This is a genomic window from Janthinobacterium psychrotolerans (assembly GCF_001677885.1).
In the GTDB taxonomy this organism is placed as follows: domain Bacteria; phylum Pseudomonadota; class Gammaproteobacteria; order Burkholderiales; family Burkholderiaceae_D; genus Janthinobacterium; species Janthinobacterium psychrotolerans.
This window is the reverse complement of sequence record NZ_LOCQ01000055.1, coordinates 224,267-244,954: the sequence shown is the minus strand read 5'-3', so window position 1 is coordinate 244,954 and position 20,688 is coordinate 224,267. Positions and strand designations below refer to the sequence as shown.

Below are 20,688 nucleotides of genomic sequence, written 5' to 3'. Positions count from 1 at the left end.
ATGGACTTGAAACGGCGGCCATGGCAGGGCATGCAAGCTGCGGGCGCGCCTGCGCCATTTATGTGACAATCTGCATACTGCCGGCTCCGTTCCACACCCTCCTCAGGTTTTGCATCCATGTCCACATCCGCCGTTAAAAGCTATCTTCCGTGGGTCGTCGCCACCGCCCTCTTCATGGAGCAGCTCGACTCCACCATCGTCAATACCGCCATTCCCAGCATGGCCGCCAGCCTCAATGTGACTCCGCTGAGCCTGAAAGCGGTCGTCACCAGCTATATTCTGAGCCTGGCCGTGTGCATCCCGATCAGCGGCTGGATGGCCGACCGCTTCGGCACGCGGCGCGTGTTTTCCGCCGCCGTCGCCATTTTCACGATCGCCTCCATCCTGTGCGGCCTGTCCGTCAACGCACCGATGCTGGTGGCCTCGCGCCTGCTGCAAGGGGTGGGTGCGGCGATGATGATGCCGGTCGGCCGGCTGACCATTATCCGCACCTTTCCCAAGTCGCAATTGCTGGCGGCAATGAATTTCGTGATTATCCCGGCCCTGATCGGCCCCTTGCTCGGACCCACCGTGGGCGGGCTGATCGTGTACTGGCTGTCGTGGCGCGAGATTTTCTTCGTCAACGTGCCGGTCGGCCTGATGGCGCTGTACCTGGCGCACCGCTACATGCCCGACTACTATGGCGACAAACCGCGCCCGCTGGACCTGATCGGCCTGGTGCTGTTCGGCACCGGCATCGCACTGCTGTCGTGGCTGCTGGAAGTGTTTGGCGAACACCGTATCGACCCCACCTCGTTTGCCGTGCTGCTGTTTATTTCCATCAGCCTGCTGGCGGCCTATGCCTGGCATGCAAGCGAAGTGCTGCACCCGCTGCTGCGCCTGGCGCTGTTCAAGGTACGCACCTTCCGCGTCTCGGTGCTGGGCGGCTTTGTCACGCGGCTCGGCGTCGGCGGCCTGCCCTTTTTGCTGCCGCTGCTGTACCAGCTGGGCCTGGGCTTGCCGGCCTGGCAGTCGGGCCTGCTGATGATGCCGTCGGCGGCCGCCGCGATGGGCATGAAATTCATTTCCGCGCGCGTGCTGGCGCGCTTCGGCTACCGCCAGGTGCTGATCGTCAACACAGTGCTGATCGGCGTGACCATCGCCATGTTTTCACTGGTGAGCGCCGGCACGCCCTTGTACGTGATCGTCGCCATCAGCCTGTGCCTGGGCTTTTTCAATTCGCTGCAGTTTTCCAGCATGAACACCATCGCCTACGCCGATGTCGACAAGAGCGATTCGAGCATGGCCAGCACGATTGCCAGTTCGATGCAGCAACTGTCGATGAGCTTTGGCCTCGCGTTCGGCTCGCTGATCACCGGCTGGTATCTGGGCGACATGCCGCAGTCGAACCGCGTCATGCTGACCAGCGCCCTGCACCATGCGTTTCTGACCCTGGCGGTGGTAACGATCCTGTCGTCGCTGACCTTCTGGACCTTGCGCCGCAGCGATGGCGAAAGCATCAGCAAGGGCAGCGATAGCGATGAGGACGACGCGGACGCGGAAGAGGTCCAGGCCAAGGCCGTGGTCCAGACGGAAGTGCAGACGGCGGCGCAAACCGGCAGGCACTGAGCGGCCTCAAGCCTTTGTAGCGCCGCGCTGGCGGCGCCAAGTGCACCAGTGCTACTGTGTTCCGGGAGGCGCACATGGCAGTCGAGCGGCGGTTCGCATGGGAAGGCAAGGATCGCCACGGCAAGCCGGTGGCAGGCATGCTGCGCGCCACCGATGCGGCAGCCGCCACCCTGGCCTTGCGCCGCCAGGGCATCCTGGCCACGCGCGTGCAACATCGGCGCGCCGCGCCCGGCAAAGCCCTCACGCAAAAAGATATTGCCCTGTTTACACGCCAGCTGGCCACCATGATGGGCGCCGGCGTGCCGCTGCTGACCGCTTTCGAGATCGCCGGCAAGGGCCACGCCAAGCCGGCCATGACCCAGCTGATGCAGGATTTGCGCCACGATATCGAAGCGGGCGGCAGCCTGCAGCAAGCGTTCCGCCAGTTCCCCCACCTGTTTGACGAACTGTATTGCAACCTGGTCGCAGCCGGCGAACAGGCCGGCATCGTGCAGCAATTGCTGGCGCGGCTGGCCACGCACCAGGAAAAAGCCATCGCCCTGCGCCGCCAGCTGCGCGGCGCGCTGATGTATCCCTCGGCCATCGTGGCCGTCGCCATCGTCGTCACGTCGATTATCCTCGCCGTGGTGGTGCCGGCCTTCCGGCAAGTATTCGACAGCTTCGCCGCGCCGCTGCCCCTGCCGACCTTGCTGGTGATGGAACTGTCGCGCCTGCTGGTGCAGTCGTGGTACTGGCTGCTGGCCGCGCTGGCGGCTTGCACGCTGCTGCTGCGCCTGGCCTGGCGCCGCTGGCCACGCTTGCGCCGTGCAGTACAGTTGCAAGCGCTGCGCATTCCCCTGTTCGGCCCGCTGCTGCGGCGCGCGGCGATCGCCCGCTGGACCCGCACCCTGGCCGCCATGTACGCCGCCGGCGTGCCGCTGCTCGATGCGCTGGCCCTGGTCGGCGCCGCCGCCGGCAATATCGCCTACCAGGAAGCGACGAGCCGTATCGAACGCGAGATCCGCGCCGGCGGCAGCCTGGCGCTGGCCATGGGACACAGCGGCGTGTTTCCCGAGTTGCTCACGCAACTGGCCCTGATCGGCGAAGAATCCGGCGCGCTCGACGCCATGCTCGCGCGCGCGGCCGACATCATCGAAGCGGAGATCGACGCCACCGTCACCGTCCTCACCTCCCTGCTGGAGCCGGCGCTGATGGTGGTGCTGGGGGTGCTGGTGGGCGGCCTGGTGATCGCCCTGTATTTGCCGATTTTCAGGCTGGGCGCGGTGATGTGACGAGCCGGGTGCAGGTTCTCGGAATAGCCGCTGCATGCAGGTCGGGCCGGGCGGCCTGATCGCCGCTGTAGCAGTGCTTCGACTGATACAGCATGTGCCTGTGCGCCGCGCCTTGTGCCTTGTCCCTGCCGTGCCAAGCTTCCAGACTGGAGGCTTCTCCACCCTGCGACTGCCTGCCATGACCGAACTCCTGCCCCTGATCAGCTATTGCTTCGTGATGTCCGCCACGCCCGGGCCGAACAACGTCATGCTGGCCACCACCGGCGCCAATTTCGGCTATCGCGGCGCGCTGCCGCTTATCCTCGGCATCCAGCTCGGCATCTTTGTGCAGACCATGCTCATGTGCGTGGGGCTGGGCAGCGTGTTCGTCGCGTATCCGATGACACAGCAGGTACTGCGGATCGCGGGCGCGCTGTACCTGCTGTTCTTGGCCTGGAAGCTTGCCGGCGCCTCGGTGGCGGGAAGCAGCGCACCGAAGGCCGTGTCGTTGGCGCAGGCGGCGCTGTTTCAGGCGCTGAACCCGAAGAGCTGGCTCAAGGCGATCACCATGGCGTCGGTTTTCATGCCTGCACAGGGCAATATGCCAGCCAGCGCGCTGCTGGTGTCCGTGATCGGCACCGTGGTCGGCATGCCATGCAACGCCATGTGGGCGCTGTTCGGTGTTTCGATCCGCAGCGTGCTCAAAGCGCCGCGCAACCAGCGCCTGTTCAATCTGGCAATGGGTGGCATGCTGCTGGTGCTCGCCTTGGTGTTTTTACGCTAGACTGCCAGCCATGTTCTCCATCGACCGCTCTTCACCCATTGCCCTGTTCAAGCAGATCGAGGCCGCATTGCGCCAGCAGATCGCGCAGCGCGTCCTGCCTGGCGGGACCAGGCTGCCGTCGATCCGCCAGCTTGCCACCCAGCTCGCCGTGAGCACCAACACCGTGGTGATGGCGTATGACAGGCTGGTGGCCGCAGGCGTCATCGATACGCACGGCACGGCGGGCTTCTTCGTCTGCACGGCAAGCGACGCCAGCCGCGCCATTCCCGACGAGGTGGCGCTGGAAGCGGGCCAGGAGCAGGAGCCGGTCTGGCTGAGCCAGCAAGTGAACGACCAGCGGCCGGGCGTGCTGCTGGCCAGCAGCGGCGCCTTGCCGCCCACCTGGCTGCAGGACGCGCTGCCGGCGGCCGCCGTGCAACGTGGGCTGGCGCGCAGCGCGGCCGGCATGGCCTCGCGCTGTCCGCCGCAAGGACTGGCCGAACTGCGCGAGCAGATCGCGCTGCTGTTGCGCGGCATCGGCATTGCTGCGGACGCCAGCCACATCCTCACCACTTTCGGCGGCACCCATGCCATCGATCTGATCTGCCGCACGTTTCTGCAGCCCGGCGATACGGTGCTGGTGGAAGACCCCGGCTACTTCCTGATGTTCGGCAGGCTGCGCCAGGATGGCGTGCGCCTGGTGCCCATCAAGCGCCGCCCCGATGGCCTCGACCTGGACGAGCTGGAAGCGGCCTGCCGCGCGCACCGTCCGCGCCTGCTGTTCGTGCAAACGGCCTTGCACAATCCCACCGGCTGGAGCAGCAGTGCCGCCAACCTGCACAAGGTGCTGATCATGGCGCAGCAATATGGCTTCCTGATCGCCGAAGACGATGTGCACGGCCACTTCCAGCAGGGGCACAGCACGCGACTGGCATCGCTGTCCGGGCTCGATGGCGTGATCTACTACTCCAGCCTGTGCAAGGCGCTCAGCCCGGCCCTGCGCATGGGCTACCTGGCCGCGGCGCCGGCCCTGCTCAAGCTGCTGATGCGCACCAAGATCCACGCCATCATGACGTTGCCGGCGCTAAACGAATACGTGCTGCTCGAAGTGCTCAAGGCCGGCAACCTGCGCAAGCACCTGGAGCGGCTGCAACGCAAGATCATGGTGGCGCGCAACGCCAGCACGCGGCACCTGAGCGCGGCCGGCGTGCTGTTCGAACAGCCCGGCGACGCAGGAATTTTCTTGTGGGGCAGCATGCCCGCAGGGCTGGACGTGGACTTGCTGGTGCAGGACGCCTACCGCAACAAGATCCTGCTGATGCGCGGCGCCGCATTCTCGGCCAACGACACGCCCGACCAGCACATCCGCTTCAACGTCGCCTTCAGCCAGCATCCCCGCGTGAGTGCCTACCTTGAAGAACGCCTGCGCGCGGTGGCCGGCGCGCGCTCCAGCCTGGCACGTGCCAGTGGCGCAGCCAGCATCGTCAAGCCGGAACACTGAAAGCTGAGGCTGCAGGCTATTGCTTGCTCTTTCTCCTTGCTTGCCTCTACCGCTGAGTTTGTTCAATGCGGAGATACAGGTCCATGCCTTGGCCGCTATCCTGTGCCGCCATCAGCCTGGCAAGTTAATCTGACAGGGGCATGTCGGAGAACGCGTGGCCTGCCGAAAGTTCCCCGGAAGGGTGAGGATGTTTTACACTGCGCTGTGCCGGCATCTGTTTGTACGGCAATATCCCACCCTGACTAGACCACCATGCCGCAAGATACCCTGTTGTTCGCCGCGCCCGGCAATCTGTTCGTCACCCTGGTCGCCGCCCTGTTCGGCCTGATCGTGGGCAGCTTTCTCAATGTCGTGATCCACCGCATCCCGAAGATGATGCAGCGCGAGTCCGACAATTACGTGGCCGCCGAAAGCGGCAAGCCGCCACCGCACACCGACAAATACAACCTGATGCTGCCGCATTCGCACTGCACCGCCTGCGGCCACCGCATCACGGCGCTGGAAAACATTCCCGTCATCAGCTACCTGGCCTTGCGCGGCAAATGCAGCGCCTGCAAGGCGCCGATTTCAGCGCGCTACCCGCTGGTGGAAATATTGACGGGCGCGCTGTCGGCGCTGCTGGTCTGGCATTTCGGCAGCGGCTGGGCCGGGCTGGCCAGCCTGCTGTTTGCCTTTTTGCTGATCGCCATGACGTTTATCGACGCCGACACACAGATGCTGCCCGACGACCTGACGTTTCCGCTGCTGTGGGCGGGCTTGCTGGTCAATATCAACGGCACTTTCGTGCCCTTGCACGATGCCGTGATCGGCGCGGCCGCCGGCTACCTGGCCCTGTGGAGCGTCTACTGGGCCTTCAAGCTGGCGACAGGCAAGGAAGGAATGGGCTATGGTGACTTCAAATTGCTGGCGGCGCTGGGCGCCTGGCTGGGCTGGACCATGCTGCCGACGATTATTTTATTGTCGTCCGTGGTCGGCGCGCTGGTCGGTATCGTTCTGATCGTGTTGGCCAAACGCGGGCGCGACAAACCCATCCCCTTCGGTCCCTATCTGGCCGCCGCCGGCGTGATCGCTTTGCTGTACGGCGCGCCGCTGTCGCAACTGACGCTGGGCCTGGTGGGCTGATGAAATGGAAGCCATGACGCAAGCTGCAACACCTTATTTCAGCATCGGCCTGACCGGCGGCATCGGCTGCGGCAAAAGCACGGTGGCCAATCTGTTTGCCGCGCGCGGCGCCACCATCGTCGATACCGACGAGATCGCCCACAGCCTGACGGCGCCCGGTGGCGCCGCCATGCCGGCCCTGCTGGCGCAGTTTGGCGATGGCGCCGCCGATGCGCGCGGTGCGATGGACCGCGCCAAAATGCGCGAGCTGGTCTTTTCCGATCCACAGGCCAAGGCCAGGCTGGAAGCGATCCTGCATCCGCGCATCCGCGCCGCCACCCTGGCCGCCGCCGCCAGCGCCACCGGCAGCTACGTGATCTTCGCCGTGCCGCTGCTGGTCGAATCGGGCGGCTGGGTGGAACGGGTCAATCGCGTGCTGGTGATCGACTGCCAGGAAAGCCTGCAGGTGGTGCGCGTGATGCAGCGCAACGGCCTGTCGGAAGCGCAAGTGAAGGCCATCATGGCGACGCAGGCGACACGCAGCATGCGCCTGGCGGCGGCCGATGATGTGATCGATAACAATGGCGACCTGGCGGCCCTGGAGCCGCAGATTGCCCTGTTGCACGAGGTATATCTGGCATTTTCAAAAAGAATGGCGGGAATGGCCTCGCAGCATTTGTAATTTGTCGACGCTTGGTTCAGAATCACGGGATTGCTTTGCAGGTCCATACTTAAGGGAATTATTTTGATTGTCTACGAATACCCTTTCAACGAACGCATACGTACGCTGTTGCGGCTGGAAGATCTGTACGACAAATTCAAGTTCTTTATCCAGCAAGAGCATGCGATGCAGCACCATGTTGCCCTGGCAACTATCTTCGACATGCTGGAAGTGGCCGGCCGCGCCGACCTGAAGTCCGATCTGTTGCAGGAACTTGAACGCCAGCGCCAGAGCCTGCTTGGCTACCGCAGCAACCCGAACGTGGAACCGGAAACCCTGGACGCCATCCTCGCCGAACTCGACAGTGTCAGCGGCGCGCTGGTGGCGGCGCAAGGCAAGACCGGCCAGAATATCCGCGACAATGAGTGGCTGATGAGCATCCGCGGCCGCACCATTATTCCCGGCGGCGCCTGTGAATTCGACCTGCCGTCCTACCATGCCTGGCAGCAGCGCAGCTCGGAGCAGCGCCTGGCCGATATCCACGCCTGGTTCGCGCCATTGGCGCCGCTGTTCGATGCGCTGGCGCTGGTGTTGCGCCTGCTGCGCGATTCGGGCGGCCCGGTCAAGCTGATCGCCAACGCCGGCAGCTTCCAGCAAATGCTGCAAGGCAAGGTCTACCAGATGCTGCGCCTGAGCCTCGACGAGGCCAGCGGCGCGATTCCCGAAATCTCCGCCAATAAATACATGCTGTGGGTGCGCTTTACCACCCAGGGCGGCGACCTGAAACCCAAGCCGCTCGAAGAGGATGTCCCCTTCGAGCTTACGCTGTGTAATTTTTAATTGTTCTTGCCATGACCGTTGTTAACTGCCCCACCTGCGCCGCCAAAGTCGAATGGACCGAGGCCAATACCTTCCGCCCCTTCTGCTCGAATCGCTGCAAGCAGATCGACCTGGGCGCCTGGGCCGAAGAGAAATACACGATACCGGCCGCCAACCCGCTCGATGATCCGCTCGATGAAGACGAGAAAAAACAGCAGCACTAAGCGAATGGGTTTTCCAGCCGCAGGCCTGTCGCCGCATAGCGGTCCAGCCTTCCGCTGACCACCGTCAGGCCATGGGCGATACCCATCGCCGCGATCTGGCCATCGATGGCCGAGCCGTGCTGCGGCAAGCGGGACCACACCACCGCGCAATCGAGGTCGAATTCCAGCAGCCGCGCCGCGTAATCGCGCAATACCACCTCCAGCCAGCTTTCCATCGCCAGCGCTTCCATGCTGGCGCCGCGCAGCCATAGCCGGCGGATGCCGGCGTGCCACTGCGCCACCACCTGCACCGGCAGGTAACGCTCTTCGGGCGCCACGCGCTCGAACCAGGATCGCACGCCGGGCGGCGCCTTGGCGCCCTTGCGCGCGGCATGGACCACGTCGGCGTCGAGCAGATAGCCGGACATGATCAATGGTCGCGGCCAAAATCGGCGTCGCTGCCGACGTCGGGCATGCCGCGCAGGATATCGTCGAGGACGCGCTTGGGCAAGGGACGCAGCACGCTGCGCAGGATATCGCGGTGCTCTTCCTCGATGCTGCGGCCATGGGCGCGGGCGCGCTTGTGCAGCGCCGCCAGCAGCAGTTCATCGGCGTCGTTGAAGGTCAGGGTCAGGGTCAGCGCCATGCGGGTCTCCCGCTATCGTCATCAATGACTTTAGCGGAAAGACCCTGTAATGCAAGGCGAGAGGGGCAATCAGGCGCTGGCGGTCAAGCCGCGGTGGCACTTTCCCGGCGCACCACATCCAGCCATTCCAGCAGGGGAATCGTGGCCGGCAGCAAGGGTTCCACGCCGACCGCACCCTGCCACGCAAAAGCCTGGCCTTCCAGGCTTTGCGGCTCGCCGCGCCAGTGGCGGCTGATATAGAAATGCAGGCGCACATGGGCGTGCGGATAGACATATTCCACGCCGCACCAGGCTTCTGCGCTGTCGATCTGCAGGCCCAGCTCCTCGACGAACTCGCGTTTCAATGCGTCGAGGATGGCTTCGCCCGGCTCGACTTTACCACCAGGAAACTCCCAGTAGCCGTCATACGGTTTGCCGGCCGGACGCTGGCCCAGCAGCACGTCGCCATTCGGTTTCATCAGGATGCCGACGGCCACATCGACCGGTTTTGGTTTCACCTCGCTCATTGCGGCAGCTTTCCGGCGGGAAGTTTCCCCGCATAATCGCGCGCGAACTGCCACGCCACCCGGCCCGAGCGCGAGCCGCGCTGCAAGGCCCAGCGCAGGGCGTCGCCGCGCGCCTGCGCGATCTGCTCCGGCGTGCAGCCGAACGAAGCGAGCCAGTGCGCCGCGATGTCGAGGTAGTCGTCCTGCTTGAACGGATAGAACGACAGCCACAGGCCGAAGCGTTCGGACAGGGAAATTTTTTCCTCGACCGTTTCGCCCGGATGCAGGTCGCCATCGTCGTCGGTCTTGTAGCTGCTGTTGTCCGACATGCGTTCCGGCATCAGATGGCGCCGGTTCGAGGTGGCATAGATCAGCACATTGTCCGACTGCGCGGCGATGCTGCCGTCGAGCGCCACCTTCAGCGCCTTGTAGCCGCTCTCGCCTTCTTCGAACGACAGGTCGTCGCAAAAGATGATGAAGCGCTCGGGGCGCGCCGCCACCAGGTCGACGATATCGGGCAGCTCGGCCAGATCGGCCTTGTCGACCTCGATCAGGCGCAGGCCCTGACCGGAAAACTGGTTCAAACAAGCCTTGATCAGGGACGACTTGCCGGTGCCGCGTGCGCCCGTCAGCAGCACGTTGTTGGCGGGACGGCCAGCGACGAACTGGCGCGTGTTCTGCTCGATCTGGGCTTTTTGCGTGCCGATATTGTGCAGGTCATCCAGGGCGATGTTCGACACATGGGCCACCGCCTGCAGGTAACTGGCGGCGCCCTGCCGGCGGCGCCAGCGAAAGGCAAAGCTGCGCCAGTCGACGGCAGGCAGCGCGGCCGGCAGGATCGCCTCCACGCGCGCGAGCAGACTTTCCGCGCGCAGCAGGAATTGTTCGAGGCCGGTCATGAACGGTAGTCGGCGTTGATCGATACGTAGTCGTGCGACAGGTCGCAAGTCCAGACAGTGGCCGCAGCGTCGCCGCGCGCCAGTTTCACGCGGATGGTGATTTCGCTTTGCTGCATCACGCGCTGACCGTCCTGCTCCTGGTAGTCGGGATTGCGCCCGCCATTCTTGGCCACCCACACGTCGTCCAGATACAGATTCAGCAGGCTGACGTCGAGGTCCTCCACGCCGGCGTAGCCGATGGCGGCCAGGATGCGGCCCAGGTTCGGGTCCGACGCAAAGAACGCGGTTTTCACCAGCGGCGAGTGGGCGATCGAATAGGCGATCTTGCGGCACTCTTCCATGCTGCGGCCGTCTTCCACGGTGACGGTCATGAACTTGGTCGCGCCTTCGCCGTCGCGCACGATCGCTTGCGCGAGGAACGTCGACAGTTCGGTGACGGCGGCGGCCAGTGCGGCGTAGCCGGGCGCGTCGACCGAATCGATCACCAGGCTGCCGGCGCCGGTAGCGACCAGCATGAAGGAGTCATTGGTCGAGGTGTCGCCATCGATGGTGATGCAGTTGAACGACTTGTCGGCCGCCTGTTTCACCAGTTGATCGAGCACCGGCTGGGCCACGGTGGCGTCGAACGCCAGGAAACCGAGCATGGTGGCCATGTTCGGCTTGATCATGCCGGCGCCCTTGCTGATGCCCGTCAGGGTGACCGCATGGCCGTCGATGGTGACGGTGCGCGAGCCGGCTTTCGGCTGCGTGTCGGTGGTCATGATGGCTTCGGCCGCCGAGAACCAGTTATCTTGCGTGAGCGCGGCGACAGCCTGCGGCAGGCCGGCGACCAGGCGCTGCACCGGCAGCGGTTCGAGGATCACGCCGGTGGAAAACGGCAGGATCTGCTGCGGCGTGCAGCCCAGCAGTTCGGCCAGCGCGGCGCAACTTTCTTGCGCGGCGGCCAGGCCCGATTCGCCCGTGCCCGCATTGGCGTTGCCGGTATTGACCAGCAGCGCGCGGATCGGCGCGGCGCCGGCGGTGACGGCCGCCAGGTTGGCTTTCGAGATTTGCACCGGCGCGGCGCAGAAGCGGTTCAGGGTGAACACGCCGGCCACGGTGGCGGTCGGCGCCAGTTTCAATACCAGCAAATCCTTGCGGTTCGGCTTCTTGATGCCGGCTTCGGCAACACCGATTTCAATACCGGCGACGGCTTTCAGGTCGGCGGCGACGGGCTTGGGAGAATTGACGGCCATATGAGTTCTTCTGCGAGGGGAAAAGGAAGCGCTATTGTAGCGCCTTCGCGGCGCCGGTGAGCATGCGAGGCATGGGACGGACGGGCAAAAAAAACGGAGACCGCGGTCTCCGTTTTTGTTCAGGCTGTCAAACCGCCTTTATGCCAATTTCCCGTGGCATGCCTTGTACTTCTTGCCGCTGCCGCAAGGGCATGGATCGTTGCGGCCAACCTTGACGCCCATGCTCACGCTCATGTCGTCGGTGTACTGCTGGTCGCTGTTGTCGCCGGCGGTCGGCGCCAGCAGCTCTTCCGGCGCCGCGTTCGGATCGAACTCGGCGTGCTGGTAGTGCACGTTTTCCACGTGCGACTGCTGCATCGCCGCTTCGGCCGCATCGACTTCCTCGCGCGACTGGATGCGCACCGTCATCACATGCTTGGTGACGTCGTTCTTGATCATGTCGAGCATCATGCCGAACAGTTCGAACGCTTCGCGCTTGTATTCCTGTTTCGGGTTCTTCTGGGCGTAACCGCGCAGGTGGATACCCTGGCGCAGGTGATCGAGCGCCGCCAGGTGTTCGCGCCAGTGGCTGTCGACGCTTTGCAGCATGACATTGCGCTCGAAGCCGCCGAACGATTCCTTGCCGACGATATCGATCTTCGACTGGTACACGGCATCGGCCGCCACCAGCACTTTTTCAACGATCTCTTCGTCCGTCAGGCTCGCATCGGCCGCCAGCAATTGCTGCAGCGGCATGTCGAGCTGCCATTCGCTGGCCAGCACGGTTTCCAGGCCCTTGATGTCCCACTGCTCTTCCACCGATTCCTGCGGCACATAAGCGTGCACCAGGTCGGTAAACACGCCGTGGCGCAGCGAGGCGATCATTTCCGAGATATCGGTCGTCTCCAGCAATTCGTTACGCTGCTGGTAGATCACCTTGCGCTGGTCGTTGGCGACGTCATCGTATTCCAGCAATTGCTTGCGGATGTCGAAGTTGCGCGCTTCCACCTTGCGCTGGGCCGATTCGATCGAGCGCGAGACGATGCCCGCTTCGATCGGTTCGCCTTCCGGCATTTTCAGGCGGTCCATCACGGCGCGCACGCGGTCGCCGGCGAAGATGCGCAGCAGCGCGTCGTCGAGCGACAGGTAGAAGCGCGACGAACCGGGATCGCCCTGGCGGCCGGCACGGCCACGCAATTGGTTGTCGACGCGGCGCGATTCATGGCGTTCGGTGCCGATGATGTGCAGGCCGCCCGCATTGACCACGTGGTCGTGCAGCGACTGCCATTCATCGCGCAGCTTTTGCGACTGCGATGCCTTGTCGGCGTCGCTCAGTTCGGCGTTCGCGTCGATGAACTTGATCTGGTTTTCGACGTTGCCGCCCAGCACGATGTCGGTACCGCGACCGGCCATGTTGGTAGCGATGGTAATGGCTTTCGGACGGCCGGCCTGGGCGATGATTTCCGCTTCGCGCGCATGCTGCTTGGCGTTGAGCACATTGTGCGGCAGCTTGGCTTTATCGAGGATGCCGGACAACAGTTCCGAGTTCTCGATCGAGGTGGTGCCGACCAATACCGGCTGGCCGCGCTCGTAGCAGTCGCGGATATCGATCACCATCGCATTGTATTTTTCCGCCGACGATTTGTAGACCTGGTCCTGGCGGTCCTTGCGCTGCAGCGGACGGTTTTGCGGGATCACCACCGTTTCCAGGCCGTAGATCTCCTGGAATTCGTACGCTTCGGTATCGGCCGTACCGGTCATGCCGGCCAGCTTGGCGTACATGCGGAAGTAGTTCTGGAAGGTGATCGAGGCCAGGGTCTGGTTCTCGTTCTGGATCTTCACGCCTTCTTTCGCTTCGACAGCCTGGTGCAGGCCATCGGACCAGCGGCGGCCCGTCATCAGGCGGCCCGTGAATTCATCGACGATCACCACTTCATTGTTCTGCACCACATAGTGCTGATCCTTGAAGTACAGCGCATGGGCGCGCAGCGCCGCATACATATGGTGCACCAGCGAGATATTGGCCGAGTCGTACAGCGAGGCGCCTTCCGGCAGCAGGCCCAGCTCGGTCATGATGCGCTCGGCCTTTTCGTGACCGGCTTCGGTCAGGAGCACCTGGTGCGCTTTTTCATCCTTGGTGTAGTCGCCCGGCACCTCGACCTTGCCCTTGCCGTCCGGCGTTTCTTCGCCGATCTGCAACGTCAGCAAGCCTGGCACTTCATTGATCTTGTGGTACAGGTCGGTGTGGCTCTCGGCCTGGCCCGAAATGATCAAGGGCGTACGCGCTTCATCGATCAGGATCGAGTCAACTTCATCGACGATGCCGAAGTTCAGGCTGCGCTGCACGCGGTCGCGCGCTTCATACACCATATTGTCGCGCAGGAAGTCGAAACCGAATTCGTTGTTGGTGCCGTAGGTGATGTCGGAGTTGTAGGCCTGCTGCTTGGCGCTGTGTTCCATCTGCGACATGTTCACGCCCGTCGTCAAGCCCAGCCAGCCGTACAGGCGGCCCATGGTCTCGGCGTCGCGCTGTGCCAGGTAATCATTGACGGTCACGATGTGCACGCCCTTGCCCGACAGGGCGTTCAGGTAGGCGGGCAAGGTTGCCATCAGGGTCTTGCCCTCGCCCGTGCCCATCTCGGCGATCTTGCCATAGTGCAGGACCATGCCGCCTATCATCTGCACGTCGAAGTGGCGCATGCGCAGCACGCGCTTGGACGCTTCGCGGCAGACGGCAAACGCCTCCGGCAACAAGGAGTCAAGCGATTCGCCGCCGGCGATGCGTTCCTTGAAGGCCGGCGTCTTTGCTTGCAACTCGGCATCCGACAGCTTTTCGATGACCGGCTCGAGCGCGTTGATCTCGCGTACCGTTTTTTGGTATTGCTTGAGCAGCCGCTGGTTGCGGCTACCGAAAATCTGGGTCAGTAATGACATGCTTGAATTCTTGAAAAAACGCCGTTAAAAAAAGCTCGGTAGCTGACAGCGAAGTAACAATCGCATGACCGCACGGAGTTCGACTATGGCAAAAGACGATGATTTTATCATGCGTTCCCCCCAAGGTTGGGATCATGCACTATATAACAATAGCTTTAAGACAAACAATCAAGGGAAATCGCCGACATTTTGCGCCGGGCAGGACGCCATGCGCGGCGGCGGCCGCCCTCGCCATGCGCGAGCGAGTGTGCTATGTTTCGGCCATGCGAAATCCCACTTACTCACCGGCCCCGCGCCGCAGCTACGGCTTTGCCCGCTCGGGCCCGCCAGTCACGGGCGCTACCGATTTCTTGCGCGGCAACGCGACGATGGCGTCCTTGATGCCCACCGTCAAGCGCCTGGCCGCCCTGCAAAAAGATTGCGCCAAGGCCCTGCCCGCCATGTTCGAACACTGCGATATCCTGCAATTCGAAGCGGGCCAGCTGGTGCTGGCCACGCCGAACGCGGCGCTGGCGGCCAAGCTCAAGCAGCAACTGCCGAAACTGCAGGGGGAGCTGGAAAGAAAAGGCTGGCAGATTGCCGGCATCAAGCTCAAGGTGCAAGTGATCAAGAGCATCGCACCCATCGTCCACACGCGCGCCCTGGCGCTGCCCGAAAAAGCCATGTCGGCCCTGGAAGAACTGAGCACGGCGCTGCCGGCCTCGAAACAGAACGATCAGCTGATCGCGGCACTGCGCAAGCTGGTGCGCCATCACCGCGACGCTAAAGATTAGGAACGCCGGGCGCCAGCACGTAGGTCGGATTAGCGAGGCTTTGCCTCGCGTAATCCGACAACACCGTCGGCGCCAACAATGTTGTCGGATTACGGCCCGAAGGGCCTAATCCGACCTACGTCAGCGACCACTCCCGCTCCATCTGGCGCAAATACGATTGCGGCGCCGCCGCATTGGTGTCAAACGACACGATCTCATACGAATCGGGCTGTTCCAGCAGCGCCAGCAGCAGCTGGTTGTTGAGCGCATGGCCCGATTTATGCGCCGTGTAATACGCCAGCAGCGGATGGCCCACCAGGTACAGGTCGCCAATCGCGTCGAGGATCTTGTGGCGCACGAATTCGTCGTCGTAGCGCAGGCCATCGGCGTTCAGGATGCGGTATTCGTCCATCACGATGGCGTTTTCCAGCGAGCCGCCACGGGCCAGGCCCATGCCGCGCAGGCTTTCCACATCCTGCATGAAGCCGAAGGTGCGCGCGCGCGCCACATCATGGATATACGACACGTCGCCAAAATCGACCGAGGCGCGCTGCATGGTGCCGTCGACGGCCGGGTGATTGAATTCGATGAAAAAGTCCAGCTTGAAGCCGTCATACGGCGACAGGCGCGCCCATTTCTCGGCCGCGCCGGTGCCATGGCGCACTTCGACAGGCTTGATGACCTTGATGAATTTCTTGGCCGCCGCCTGCTCTTCCACGCCGGCTTGCTGCAACAGGAATACAAACGACGAGGCCGAGCCGTCCATGATGGGAATTTCTTCCGCATTCACGTCGATCACCATATTGTCGATGCCCAGGCCGGCCGCGGCCGACATCAGGTGTTCCACGGTCGAGACGCGCGCGCCGTCCTTGATCAGCACGGATGCCATGCGCGTGTCGCCCACCGCCATCGCGCTGGCGGGAAACTCCACCACCGGCAACAGGTCGGTGCGGCGAAACACGATGCCCGTGTCGATGGCGGCCGGGCTCAGGGTCAGTTCGACCTTGGTTCCGGAGTGCAAGCCGACACCGATGGTGCGGACCGATTGTTTGATGGTGCGTTGTTTTAACATCCCCCGATTATAGCCAGTTGCGGCGCGGAATGCTGGCTGGCGTTGCTACGGCGTTACGGATGCTCGCTTTCCACATGCACCGCCTCACGGCGCACCAGATAGATGCCGCTGGCAATGATAATCGCCGCGCCCAGCATGGTGTATTCGTCCGGCAAGGTGCGCCACAGCAGCCAGTCCAGGCCCATGCCCCAGGCCAGGGCGGAATACTCGAATGGCGCCACGCTGGACGCCTTGCCGCTGCGAAACGCTTCGGTGATCGCCAACTGCCCCAGGAAGCCGCTGACCGACAAGCCTGCCAGCAGCAGCCAGTCCTCGCGCCGGATCGCCACCCATTCATGCCAGGACAGCGCCACGCCGCCGGCGGCCATCATGACCATCAGCCAGAACACCATGCTTTCGCTGGCGTCGCTGCGGCTGAGGATGCGTCCGGTGATGGCCGAGACGGCATAGCAGGCGGCCGCGCCCAGCACGGCCAGTCCCGCCAGCGACAAAAATTCGCCGCCTTGCGGGCGCAGCACCACCAGCACGCCACCGAGGCCGACGGCGATCGCGCACCAGCGCGCCAGGTCGACCCGCTCCTTCAAAACGAAGACCGACAGCGCCGTGATCAGCAGCGGCGCGATAAAGAACAGCGAATACGCTTCGGCCAGCGACAGGCGCTTCAGGCCATAGGCGAACAGGGTAATCATGGCCACGCCCAGCGCGCCGCGCAAACAGTGCAGCGGCCAGCGCACTTTCAGCAGGTTCCTGAAAGCGCCGCGGTACAGCAGATACAGGCACACCAGCGGCAGCGACGACAAGGCGCGCAAGGCCGTCACCTGCATCGCGGGATAGGTTGCCGACAACAGCTTCATCGCTGTATCCATCAGCGAAAACAGGCCGGCGGCGGCCAGCATGGCGTAGATACTGCGCAGATTGGGATGATGGGAAGGCAAGTCAACTCCTGGCGGGAGAGAAACCGTCATCATGGCGACGGCCGGAGCCAGGACCGGCGGCGCATGCAAGACAGCGCGCGGTCGCCCGGATTATAGCAAGCGCACTTGTCAGGCTGGCAGCAACATGACCAGCTTCACCTCGTGCTGGCGCGCCAGGTGCAAGGTCACCTGGTTGAAGTTGAGCAACCCTTGCACGGGATGCTGGAAGCGGCGCAGTCCGCCATCGCGCCCCAGCACCTGCTGCGCGCCCCACCACTGGCGAAACTCCACACTGGCACCGGACAGGTCGGCGATCAGGCCGGCCAGCGGCGCCTGGTCGGCATGGCGCCCGACGTCGGCGCGAAACTCGGCCACCAGGCGCTGCGCGCGCTCGGGCCAGCCGGCGATCAGCGTGCGCGCCTGCGGCGACAAAAACATGAAGTGCAGTAAATTCGGCAGCTGCTTGCATGTCTCGTCACCGGCCTGCGGCGCATCGAGCCAGCCCGCAAACAGCGCGCAAGCCTGCGCATTCCAGGCTACGGCATTCCACTGCCGGTCCAGCATATAGGCCGGCGCCTCGATGGCCGCCACGATGGCCGCCAGCTCGTTTGAGGCCGCGCCGCCGCCAGCGGCTTCGCCATGCTCGGGGTCGGCCTTGTCGGCCATGTCGAACAGATAGCCGCGTTCGGCCGCGCTCAGCTGCAGCACCTGCGCCAGGCGTGCCAGCATCCTGCTGGATGCCGACACGGGCCGGCCCTGCTCCAGCCAGGTCAGCCAGGTGGGACTGACGTCGCACAACTGGGCCAGCTCTTCACGGCGCAGGCCCGGCGTGCGGCGCCGCCCGCCACCGGGCAAGCCGGCCATGGCGGGGGTGACGGCTTCACGCCGGGCACGGATGAATTCGGCAAGCTTGTGCGACATGGCATTCTTTCGTGGTAGTGGCGCATGGTAGTAAATATACCAGTATAAGTTGTTGTCTTGTTACAGGATAAAACGAAGACTATTCTAGCTGTACACCAACACTTACGGGAGCAAACCATGCAACAGCACGATGTCATTACCGAGCAATTCGGCAAGACCGCCAATGCCTACCTGAGCAGCGCCATCCACGCCCAGGGCGCGGACCTGGTGCTGATGCAGGAAGCGGCGCGCCGCCATGGCCGCCCCGCAGTGCTGGACCTGGGCTGCGGCGCCGGCCACGCCAGCTTTGCCGTCGCGCCGGTGGCCGCATCGGTGGTCGCCTACGACCTGGCGCAGCCGATGCTGGACGTGGTCGAACATGCGAAAGCGCAGCGCGGCCTGGACAATATCAGCACGCGCCAGGGCGACGTGGCCCGCCTGCCGTTTGCCGACGCCAGCTTCGACATGGTCGTCACGCGCTTTTCGGCCCACCACTGGAACGACGTGGCCGGCGCGCTGGCCGAGGCCTGGCGCGTGCTGCGCCCGAACGGCACTTTACTGGTGGTCGATATCGTGGCGCCGAAAACCGCGCTGTACGATACCACCTTGCAGGCGGTGGAACTGCTGCGCGACGGCTCGCACGTGCGCGACTATCGCAGCTGCGAATGGGGCGCCAAGTTCGACCAGGCCGGTTTCACGCACAGCCTGCGCAGCGCGTGGAAGCTGACCATGCAATTTGACGACTGGGTGGCGCGCATGCGCACGCCAGGCCAGCGCATCGCCGCCATCCGCAACCTGTTCGATGCCGCGCCCGAGGAAGCGCGCCAGTATTTCGCGCTGCAGGACGATTACTCGTTCGATATCGACGCGGCCATGTTCGAGGCGACCAAACCGGTGGTGCAATAAAAAAACGGCGCCTGCAAAGGCGCCGTTTTCAAAGGGTCGTCGATATTATTTCAGCTGGCCCAGCAAGGTCTCGGCATTCGACACTTCAAACTTGCCGCCCTGCTCGATGTTCAGCTGCGTCACCACGCCATTGTCGGCCAGCAGCGAGTAGCGCTGCGAGCGCGTGCCCATGCCGTGCTTGGAGAAATCGGCGTCCAGGCCCAGGGCCTTGCTGTAGGCGGCATTGCCGTCGCCCATCATGCGCACGATGCCGGTGGCCTTCTGGTCACGGCCCCAGGCGCCCATGACGAAGGCGTCGTTGACGGAGATGCACCAGATTTCATCGACGCCGGCCGCTTTCAACGCGTCCGCGTGCTGCACGTAACCAGGCACGTGCTGTGCCGAGCAGGTTGGCGTGAACGCGCCTGGCAGGCCGAAAATGGCGATCTTCTTGCCCTTGGCCAGGTCCTGCACGTTGAACGTGTTCGGTCCCAGCGCGCAGCCTTCGGTTTCGGTTTCGATGAATTCAGCCAGGGTGCCTTCCGGCAGGGTATCGCCGATCTTGATCGTCATGGTGACTCCTTCTTTTATAGGGTATCAGGGGAAACCGGCCGTCGGCCGGTGCTGCGCGACAGTATGCCTGACTTGCCGCATTTGTGCAGAAAGCCCCGGAGAAAGCAAAGGTTTGCATCAAAAAAACGGCGGCCCGAAGGCCGCCGCAGTCACTCTCCATGCAGGTTGAAATCAATCAGCCTGTTTGCGCAAAAACGCAGGGATATCGTACGTCTCCATGCCGTTCTTTTCCATCGCGCGCACCTGCTCGGAAGCGGTTTCACGGCGCCATACGGCTGGCGCCTTCATGCCGTCAAAGCCTGGCGCCGGCGTGGCCGCGCCGACGGTGGTGGCCACCGTTTGCGCCGCGCCCATGGCAGCCGATGGGGTCAATGGGCTGTTGTGGGTACCCGTGCGCAGCACTTGCTGCGGTACCAGCTGGATGTTTTTCTTGGCGCGGCCCAGGCCGGTCGCCACCACGGTGACGCGGATATCGTCGCCCATGGCGTCGTCGTAGGCGATACCTTGCGCGATCGACGCATCGGGTGCGGCAAAGGCGCGCACGGCCGCCATGACTTCCTTGATCTCCTTGCCTTTCAGGCCACGGCTGGCCGTGACGTTGACCAGCACGCCGCGCGCGCCGGACAGGTCGATGCCGTCGAGCAGCGGCGAAGCGACCGCCTGTTCGGCCGCGATGCGCGCACGGTCCACGCCCGAAGCGGTGGCGGTGCCCATCATCGCCTTGCCCTGCTCGCCCATGATGGTTTTCACGTCGTTGAAGTCGACGTTGATATGGCCCGGCACATTGATGATCTCGGCAATGCCGGCCACCGCGTTGTTGAGCACATCATCGGCGTGCTGCATCCATTCGAGCATGCTTTCGTCTTCGTAGATCTCTTCCAGTTTTTCGTTGAGGATGATGATCAGGGAATCGACGTGCAGGGACAGCTGCTCCAGGCCTTCGTCGGCGATGTCCATGCACTTCTGGCCTTCATACGAGAAAGGCTTGGAGACCACGGCCACCGTCAGCGCGCCCAGTTCCTTGGCCACTTCGGCCACGATGGGCGCCGCGCCCGTGCCGGTACCGCCGCCCATGCCGGCGGCGATGAACACCATGTGCGCGCCGCGCAGCGAATCGGCGATGCGCGCGCGCGACTCCTCGGCCAGCTGGCGGCCGACGGCCGGCTTCATCCCGGCGCCCAGGCCGGTATCGCCGATCTGGATGATGTTGTGCGCCTTGGACGTCGACAGCGCTTGAGCGTCGGTGTTGGCGGCAATGAACTCCACGCCCGACATGCCTTTGTTGATCATGTGTTGAACTGCATTGCCACCCGCACCGCCGACGCCGACTACCTTGATGACGGTACCTAAAGCTGTGTTATCGACCATATCGAACTCCATGATGTGCTCCTATCAGAATGCGGTTTCCAAGCGCCAGGCCTCATATCGGTAGGAGAGCTGGAGATTGAAAACTGCGGTTAAATATAAAATAAGTTGTGTGTACCTGCGCTGCTGCAAAAAAACCTGTC

At 63.6% G+C, this 20,688-nt stretch carries 21 protein-coding genes; 10 read left to right on the top strand and 11 right to left on the bottom strand.

Annotated features, from left to right (window positions below; translation table 11 throughout):
* Nucleotides 1-117 precede the first annotated feature (117 nt).
* The 8 genes from ASR47_RS13975 to yacG all read left to right on the top strand — a co-directional run bounded on the left by ASR47_RS13975 (nt 118) and on the right by yacG (nt 7,927).
* Nucleotides 118-1,608, top strand: coding sequence for a DHA2 family efflux MFS transporter permease subunit (locus ASR47_RS13975; protein ID WP_065308380.1), 1,491 nt, complete (start codon nt 118-120; stop codon nt 1,606-1,608).
* Nucleotides 1,609-1,682: 74 nt separating this feature from the next.
* Nucleotides 1,683-2,879 carry a type II secretion system F family protein gene (locus tag ASR47_RS13970; RefSeq protein ID WP_065308379.1) on the top strand — a complete coding sequence of 399 codons (1,197 nt, stop codon included), beginning with the start codon at nt 1,683-1,685 and terminating at the stop codon, nt 2,877-2,879.
* Between the two features lie 34 nt (nt 2,880-2,913).
* Nucleotides 2,914-3,642, top strand: coding sequence for a LysE family translocator (locus tag ASR47_RS13965; protein ID WP_245714346.1), 729 nt, complete (start codon nt 2,914-2,916; stop codon nt 3,640-3,642).
* 10 nt (nt 3,643-3,652) lie between these two features.
* Nucleotides 3,653-5,122 (top strand): aminotransferase-like domain-containing protein, encoded by a 1,470-nt coding sequence (locus ASR47_RS13960; protein ID WP_065308377.1) that lies wholly within the window; start codon nt 3,653-3,655, stop codon nt 5,120-5,122.
* A 252-nt stretch (nt 5,123-5,374) separates the two neighbouring features.
* The gene (locus ASR47_RS13955; RefSeq protein WP_065308376.1) at nt 5,375-6,244 is read left to right on the top strand and encodes a prepilin peptidase; all 870 of its coding nucleotides are present in this window, start codon (nt 5,375-5,377) and stop codon (nt 6,242-6,244) included.
* Nucleotides 6,245-6,257: 13 nt separating this feature from the next.
* On the top strand, nt 6,258-6,905 hold the full coding sequence (gene coaE, locus ASR47_RS13950; protein ID WP_065308416.1) for a dephospho-CoA kinase: 648 nt from the start codon (nt 6,258-6,260) through the stop codon (nt 6,903-6,905).
* 63 nt (nt 6,906-6,968) lie between these two features.
* Complete coding sequence (gene zapD, locus ASR47_RS13945; protein ID WP_065308375.1) at nt 6,969-7,724, top strand: cell division protein ZapD; 756 nt, start codon at nt 6,969-6,971, stop codon at nt 7,722-7,724.
* A gap of 11 nt (nt 7,725-7,735) precedes the next feature.
* Nucleotides 7,736-7,927 (top strand): DNA gyrase inhibitor YacG, encoded by a 192-nt coding sequence (gene yacG / locus ASR47_RS13940; protein WP_065308374.1) that lies wholly within the window; start codon nt 7,736-7,738, stop codon nt 7,925-7,927.
* On the opposite strand, the gene ASR47_RS13935 is transcribed toward yacG, so the two are convergent.
* The 6 genes from ASR47_RS13935 to secA form a co-directional block, all read right to left on the bottom strand.
* Nucleotides 7,924-8,334, bottom strand: coding sequence for a PIN domain-containing protein (locus ASR47_RS13935; protein WP_065308373.1), 411 nt, complete (start codon nt 8,332-8,334; stop codon nt 7,924-7,926). The two genes, yacG and ASR47_RS13935, sit on opposite strands and share 4 nt — an antisense overlap.
* A 2-nt stretch (nt 8,335-8,336) precedes the next feature.
* A complete protein-coding gene (locus tag ASR47_RS13930) occupies nt 8,337-8,552 on the bottom strand; it encodes a FitA-like ribbon-helix-helix domain-containing protein (RefSeq protein ID WP_065308372.1) in 216 nt (71 codons plus the stop codon).
* 83 nt (nt 8,553-8,635) lie between these two features.
* Nucleotides 8,636-9,058 (bottom strand): NUDIX domain-containing protein, encoded by a 423-nt coding sequence (locus tag ASR47_RS13925; protein WP_065308371.1) that lies wholly within the window; start codon nt 9,056-9,058, stop codon nt 8,636-8,638.
* Entirely contained in the window at nt 9,055-9,936 is an 882-nt protein-coding gene (locus ASR47_RS13920; RefSeq protein WP_065308370.1) for an ATP-binding protein, read from the bottom strand. The genes ASR47_RS13925 and ASR47_RS13920 overlap by 4 nt, the downstream gene beginning before the upstream one ends.
* Complete coding sequence (gene argJ, locus ASR47_RS13915; RefSeq protein ID WP_065308369.1) at nt 9,933-11,171, bottom strand: bifunctional glutamate N-acetyltransferase/amino-acid acetyltransferase ArgJ; 1,239 nt, start codon at nt 11,169-11,171, stop codon at nt 9,933-9,935. The genes ASR47_RS13920 and argJ overlap by 4 nt, the downstream gene beginning before the upstream one ends.
* A gap of 138 nt (nt 11,172-11,309) precedes the next feature.
* Entirely contained in the window at nt 11,310-14,084 is a 2,775-nt protein-coding gene (gene secA / locus ASR47_RS13910) for a preprotein translocase subunit SecA (RefSeq protein WP_065308368.1), read from the bottom strand.
* A gap of 263 nt (nt 14,085-14,347) precedes the next feature.
* On the opposite strand from secA, the gene ASR47_RS13905 reads away from it, so the two are divergent.
* Entirely contained in the window at nt 14,348-14,857 is a 510-nt protein-coding gene (locus ASR47_RS13905) for a DciA family protein (RefSeq protein ID WP_065308367.1), read from the top strand.
* Nucleotides 14,858-14,972: 115 nt separating this feature from the next.
* Here the strand turns inward: ASR47_RS13905 and lpxC are convergent, their stop codons facing one another.
* From lpxC to ASR47_RS13890, 3 genes are all read right to left on the bottom strand, one after another.
* On the bottom strand, nt 14,973-15,908 hold the full coding sequence (gene lpxC / locus ASR47_RS13900) for a UDP-3-O-acyl-N-acetylglucosamine deacetylase (protein ID WP_065308366.1): 936 nt from the start codon (nt 15,906-15,908) through the stop codon (nt 14,973-14,975).
* Nucleotides 15,909-15,961: 53 nt separating this feature from the next.
* Nucleotides 15,962-16,804: a DMT family transporter gene (locus tag ASR47_RS13895; RefSeq protein ID WP_065308415.1), complete on the bottom strand. Its 843-nt coding sequence runs from the start codon at nt 16,802-16,804 to the stop codon at nt 15,962-15,964.
* A gap of 147 nt (nt 16,805-16,951) precedes the next feature.
* Nucleotides 16,952-17,743, bottom strand: a complete 792-nt coding sequence (locus tag ASR47_RS13890) for a helix-turn-helix transcriptional regulator (protein WP_065308365.1) — start codon at nt 17,741-17,743, stop codon at nt 16,952-16,954.
* Between the two features lie 117 nt (nt 17,744-17,860).
* Between ASR47_RS13890 and ASR47_RS13885 the strand changes: the two genes are divergently transcribed.
* The gene (locus tag ASR47_RS13885) at nt 17,861-18,628 is read left to right on the top strand and encodes a class I SAM-dependent methyltransferase (RefSeq protein ID WP_065308364.1); all 768 of its coding nucleotides are present in this window, start codon (nt 17,861-17,863) and stop codon (nt 18,626-18,628) included.
* A 45-nt stretch (nt 18,629-18,673) separates the two neighbouring features.
* Here ASR47_RS13885 and ASR47_RS13880 read toward each other — a convergent pair whose 3' ends face one another.
* On the bottom strand, nt 18,674-19,180 hold the full coding sequence (locus ASR47_RS13880; protein ID WP_065308363.1) for a peroxiredoxin: 507 nt from the start codon (nt 19,178-19,180) through the stop codon (nt 18,674-18,676).
* Nucleotides 19,181-19,351: 171 nt separating this feature from the next.
* On the bottom strand, nt 19,352-20,560 hold the full coding sequence (gene ftsZ / locus ASR47_RS13875) for a cell division protein FtsZ (protein ID WP_065308362.1): 1,209 nt from the start codon (nt 20,558-20,560) through the stop codon (nt 19,352-19,354).
* Between the last annotated feature and the right edge of the window lie 128 nt (nt 20,561-20,688).

Bases quoted from the DNA above. Each gene is read 5' to 3' on its own strand.
- coaE (WP_065308416.1), top strand. From the start codon at position 6,258: ATGACGCAAGCTGCAACACCTTATTTCAGCATCGGCCTGACCGGCGGC.
- ASR47_RS13960 (WP_065308377.1), top strand. From the start codon at position 3,653: ATGTTCTCCATCGACCGCTCTTCACCCATTGCCCTGTTCAAGCAGATC.
- ftsZ (WP_065308362.1), bottom strand. From the start codon at position 20,560: ATGGAGTTCGATATGGTCGATAACACAGCTTTAGGTACCGTCATCAAG.
- ASR47_RS13880 (WP_065308363.1), bottom strand. From the start codon at position 19,180: ATGACGATCAAGATCGGCGATACCCTGCCGGAAGGCACCCTGGCTGAA.
- ASR47_RS13895 (WP_065308415.1), bottom strand. From the start codon at position 16,804: ATGCTGGCCGCCGCCGGCCTGTTTTCGCTGATGGATACAGCGATGAAG.
- yacG (WP_065308374.1), top strand. From the start codon at position 7,736: ATGACCGTTGTTAACTGCCCCACCTGCGCCGCCAAAGTCGAATGGACC.
- argJ (WP_065308369.1), bottom strand. From the start codon at position 11,171: ATGGCCGTCAATTCTCCCAAGCCCGTCGCCGCCGACCTGAAAGCCGTC.
- ASR47_RS13920 (WP_065308370.1), bottom strand. From the start codon at position 9,936: ATGACCGGCCTCGAACAATTCCTGCTGCGCGCGGAAAGTCTGCTCGCG.
- lpxC (WP_065308366.1), bottom strand. From the start codon at position 15,908: ATGTTAAAACAACGCACCATCAAACAATCGGTCCGCACCATCGGTGTC.
- ASR47_RS13935 (WP_065308373.1), bottom strand. From the start codon at position 8,334: ATGTCCGGCTATCTGCTCGACGCCGACGTGGTCCATGCCGCGCGCAAG.
- ASR47_RS13930 (WP_065308372.1), bottom strand. From the start codon at position 8,552: ATGGCGCTGACCCTGACCCTGACCTTCAACGACGCCGATGAACTGCTG.
- ASR47_RS13925 (WP_065308371.1), bottom strand. From the start codon at position 9,058: ATGAGCGAGGTGAAACCAAAACCGGTCGATGTGGCCGTCGGCATCCTG.
- ASR47_RS13970 (WP_065308379.1), top strand. From the start codon at position 1,683: ATGGCAGTCGAGCGGCGGTTCGCATGGGAAGGCAAGGATCGCCACGGC.
- ASR47_RS13975 (WP_065308380.1), top strand. From the start codon at position 118: ATGTCCACATCCGCCGTTAAAAGCTATCTTCCGTGGGTCGTCGCCACC.
- ASR47_RS13955 (WP_065308376.1), top strand. From the start codon at position 5,375: ATGCCGCAAGATACCCTGTTGTTCGCCGCGCCCGGCAATCTGTTCGTC.
- secA (WP_065308368.1), bottom strand. From the start codon at position 14,084: ATGTCATTACTGACCCAGATTTTCGGTAGCCGCAACCAGCGGCTGCTC.
- ASR47_RS13965 (WP_245714346.1), top strand. From the start codon at position 2,914: ATGCAGGTCGGGCCGGGCGGCCTGATCGCCGCTGTAGCAGTGCTTCGA.
- ASR47_RS13905 (WP_065308367.1), top strand. From the start codon at position 14,348: ATGCGAAATCCCACTTACTCACCGGCCCCGCGCCGCAGCTACGGCTTT.
- ASR47_RS13890 (WP_065308365.1), bottom strand. From the start codon at position 17,743: ATGTCGCACAAGCTTGCCGAATTCATCCGTGCCCGGCGTGAAGCCGTC.
- ASR47_RS13885 (WP_065308364.1), top strand. From the start codon at position 17,861: ATGCAACAGCACGATGTCATTACCGAGCAATTCGGCAAGACCGCCAAT.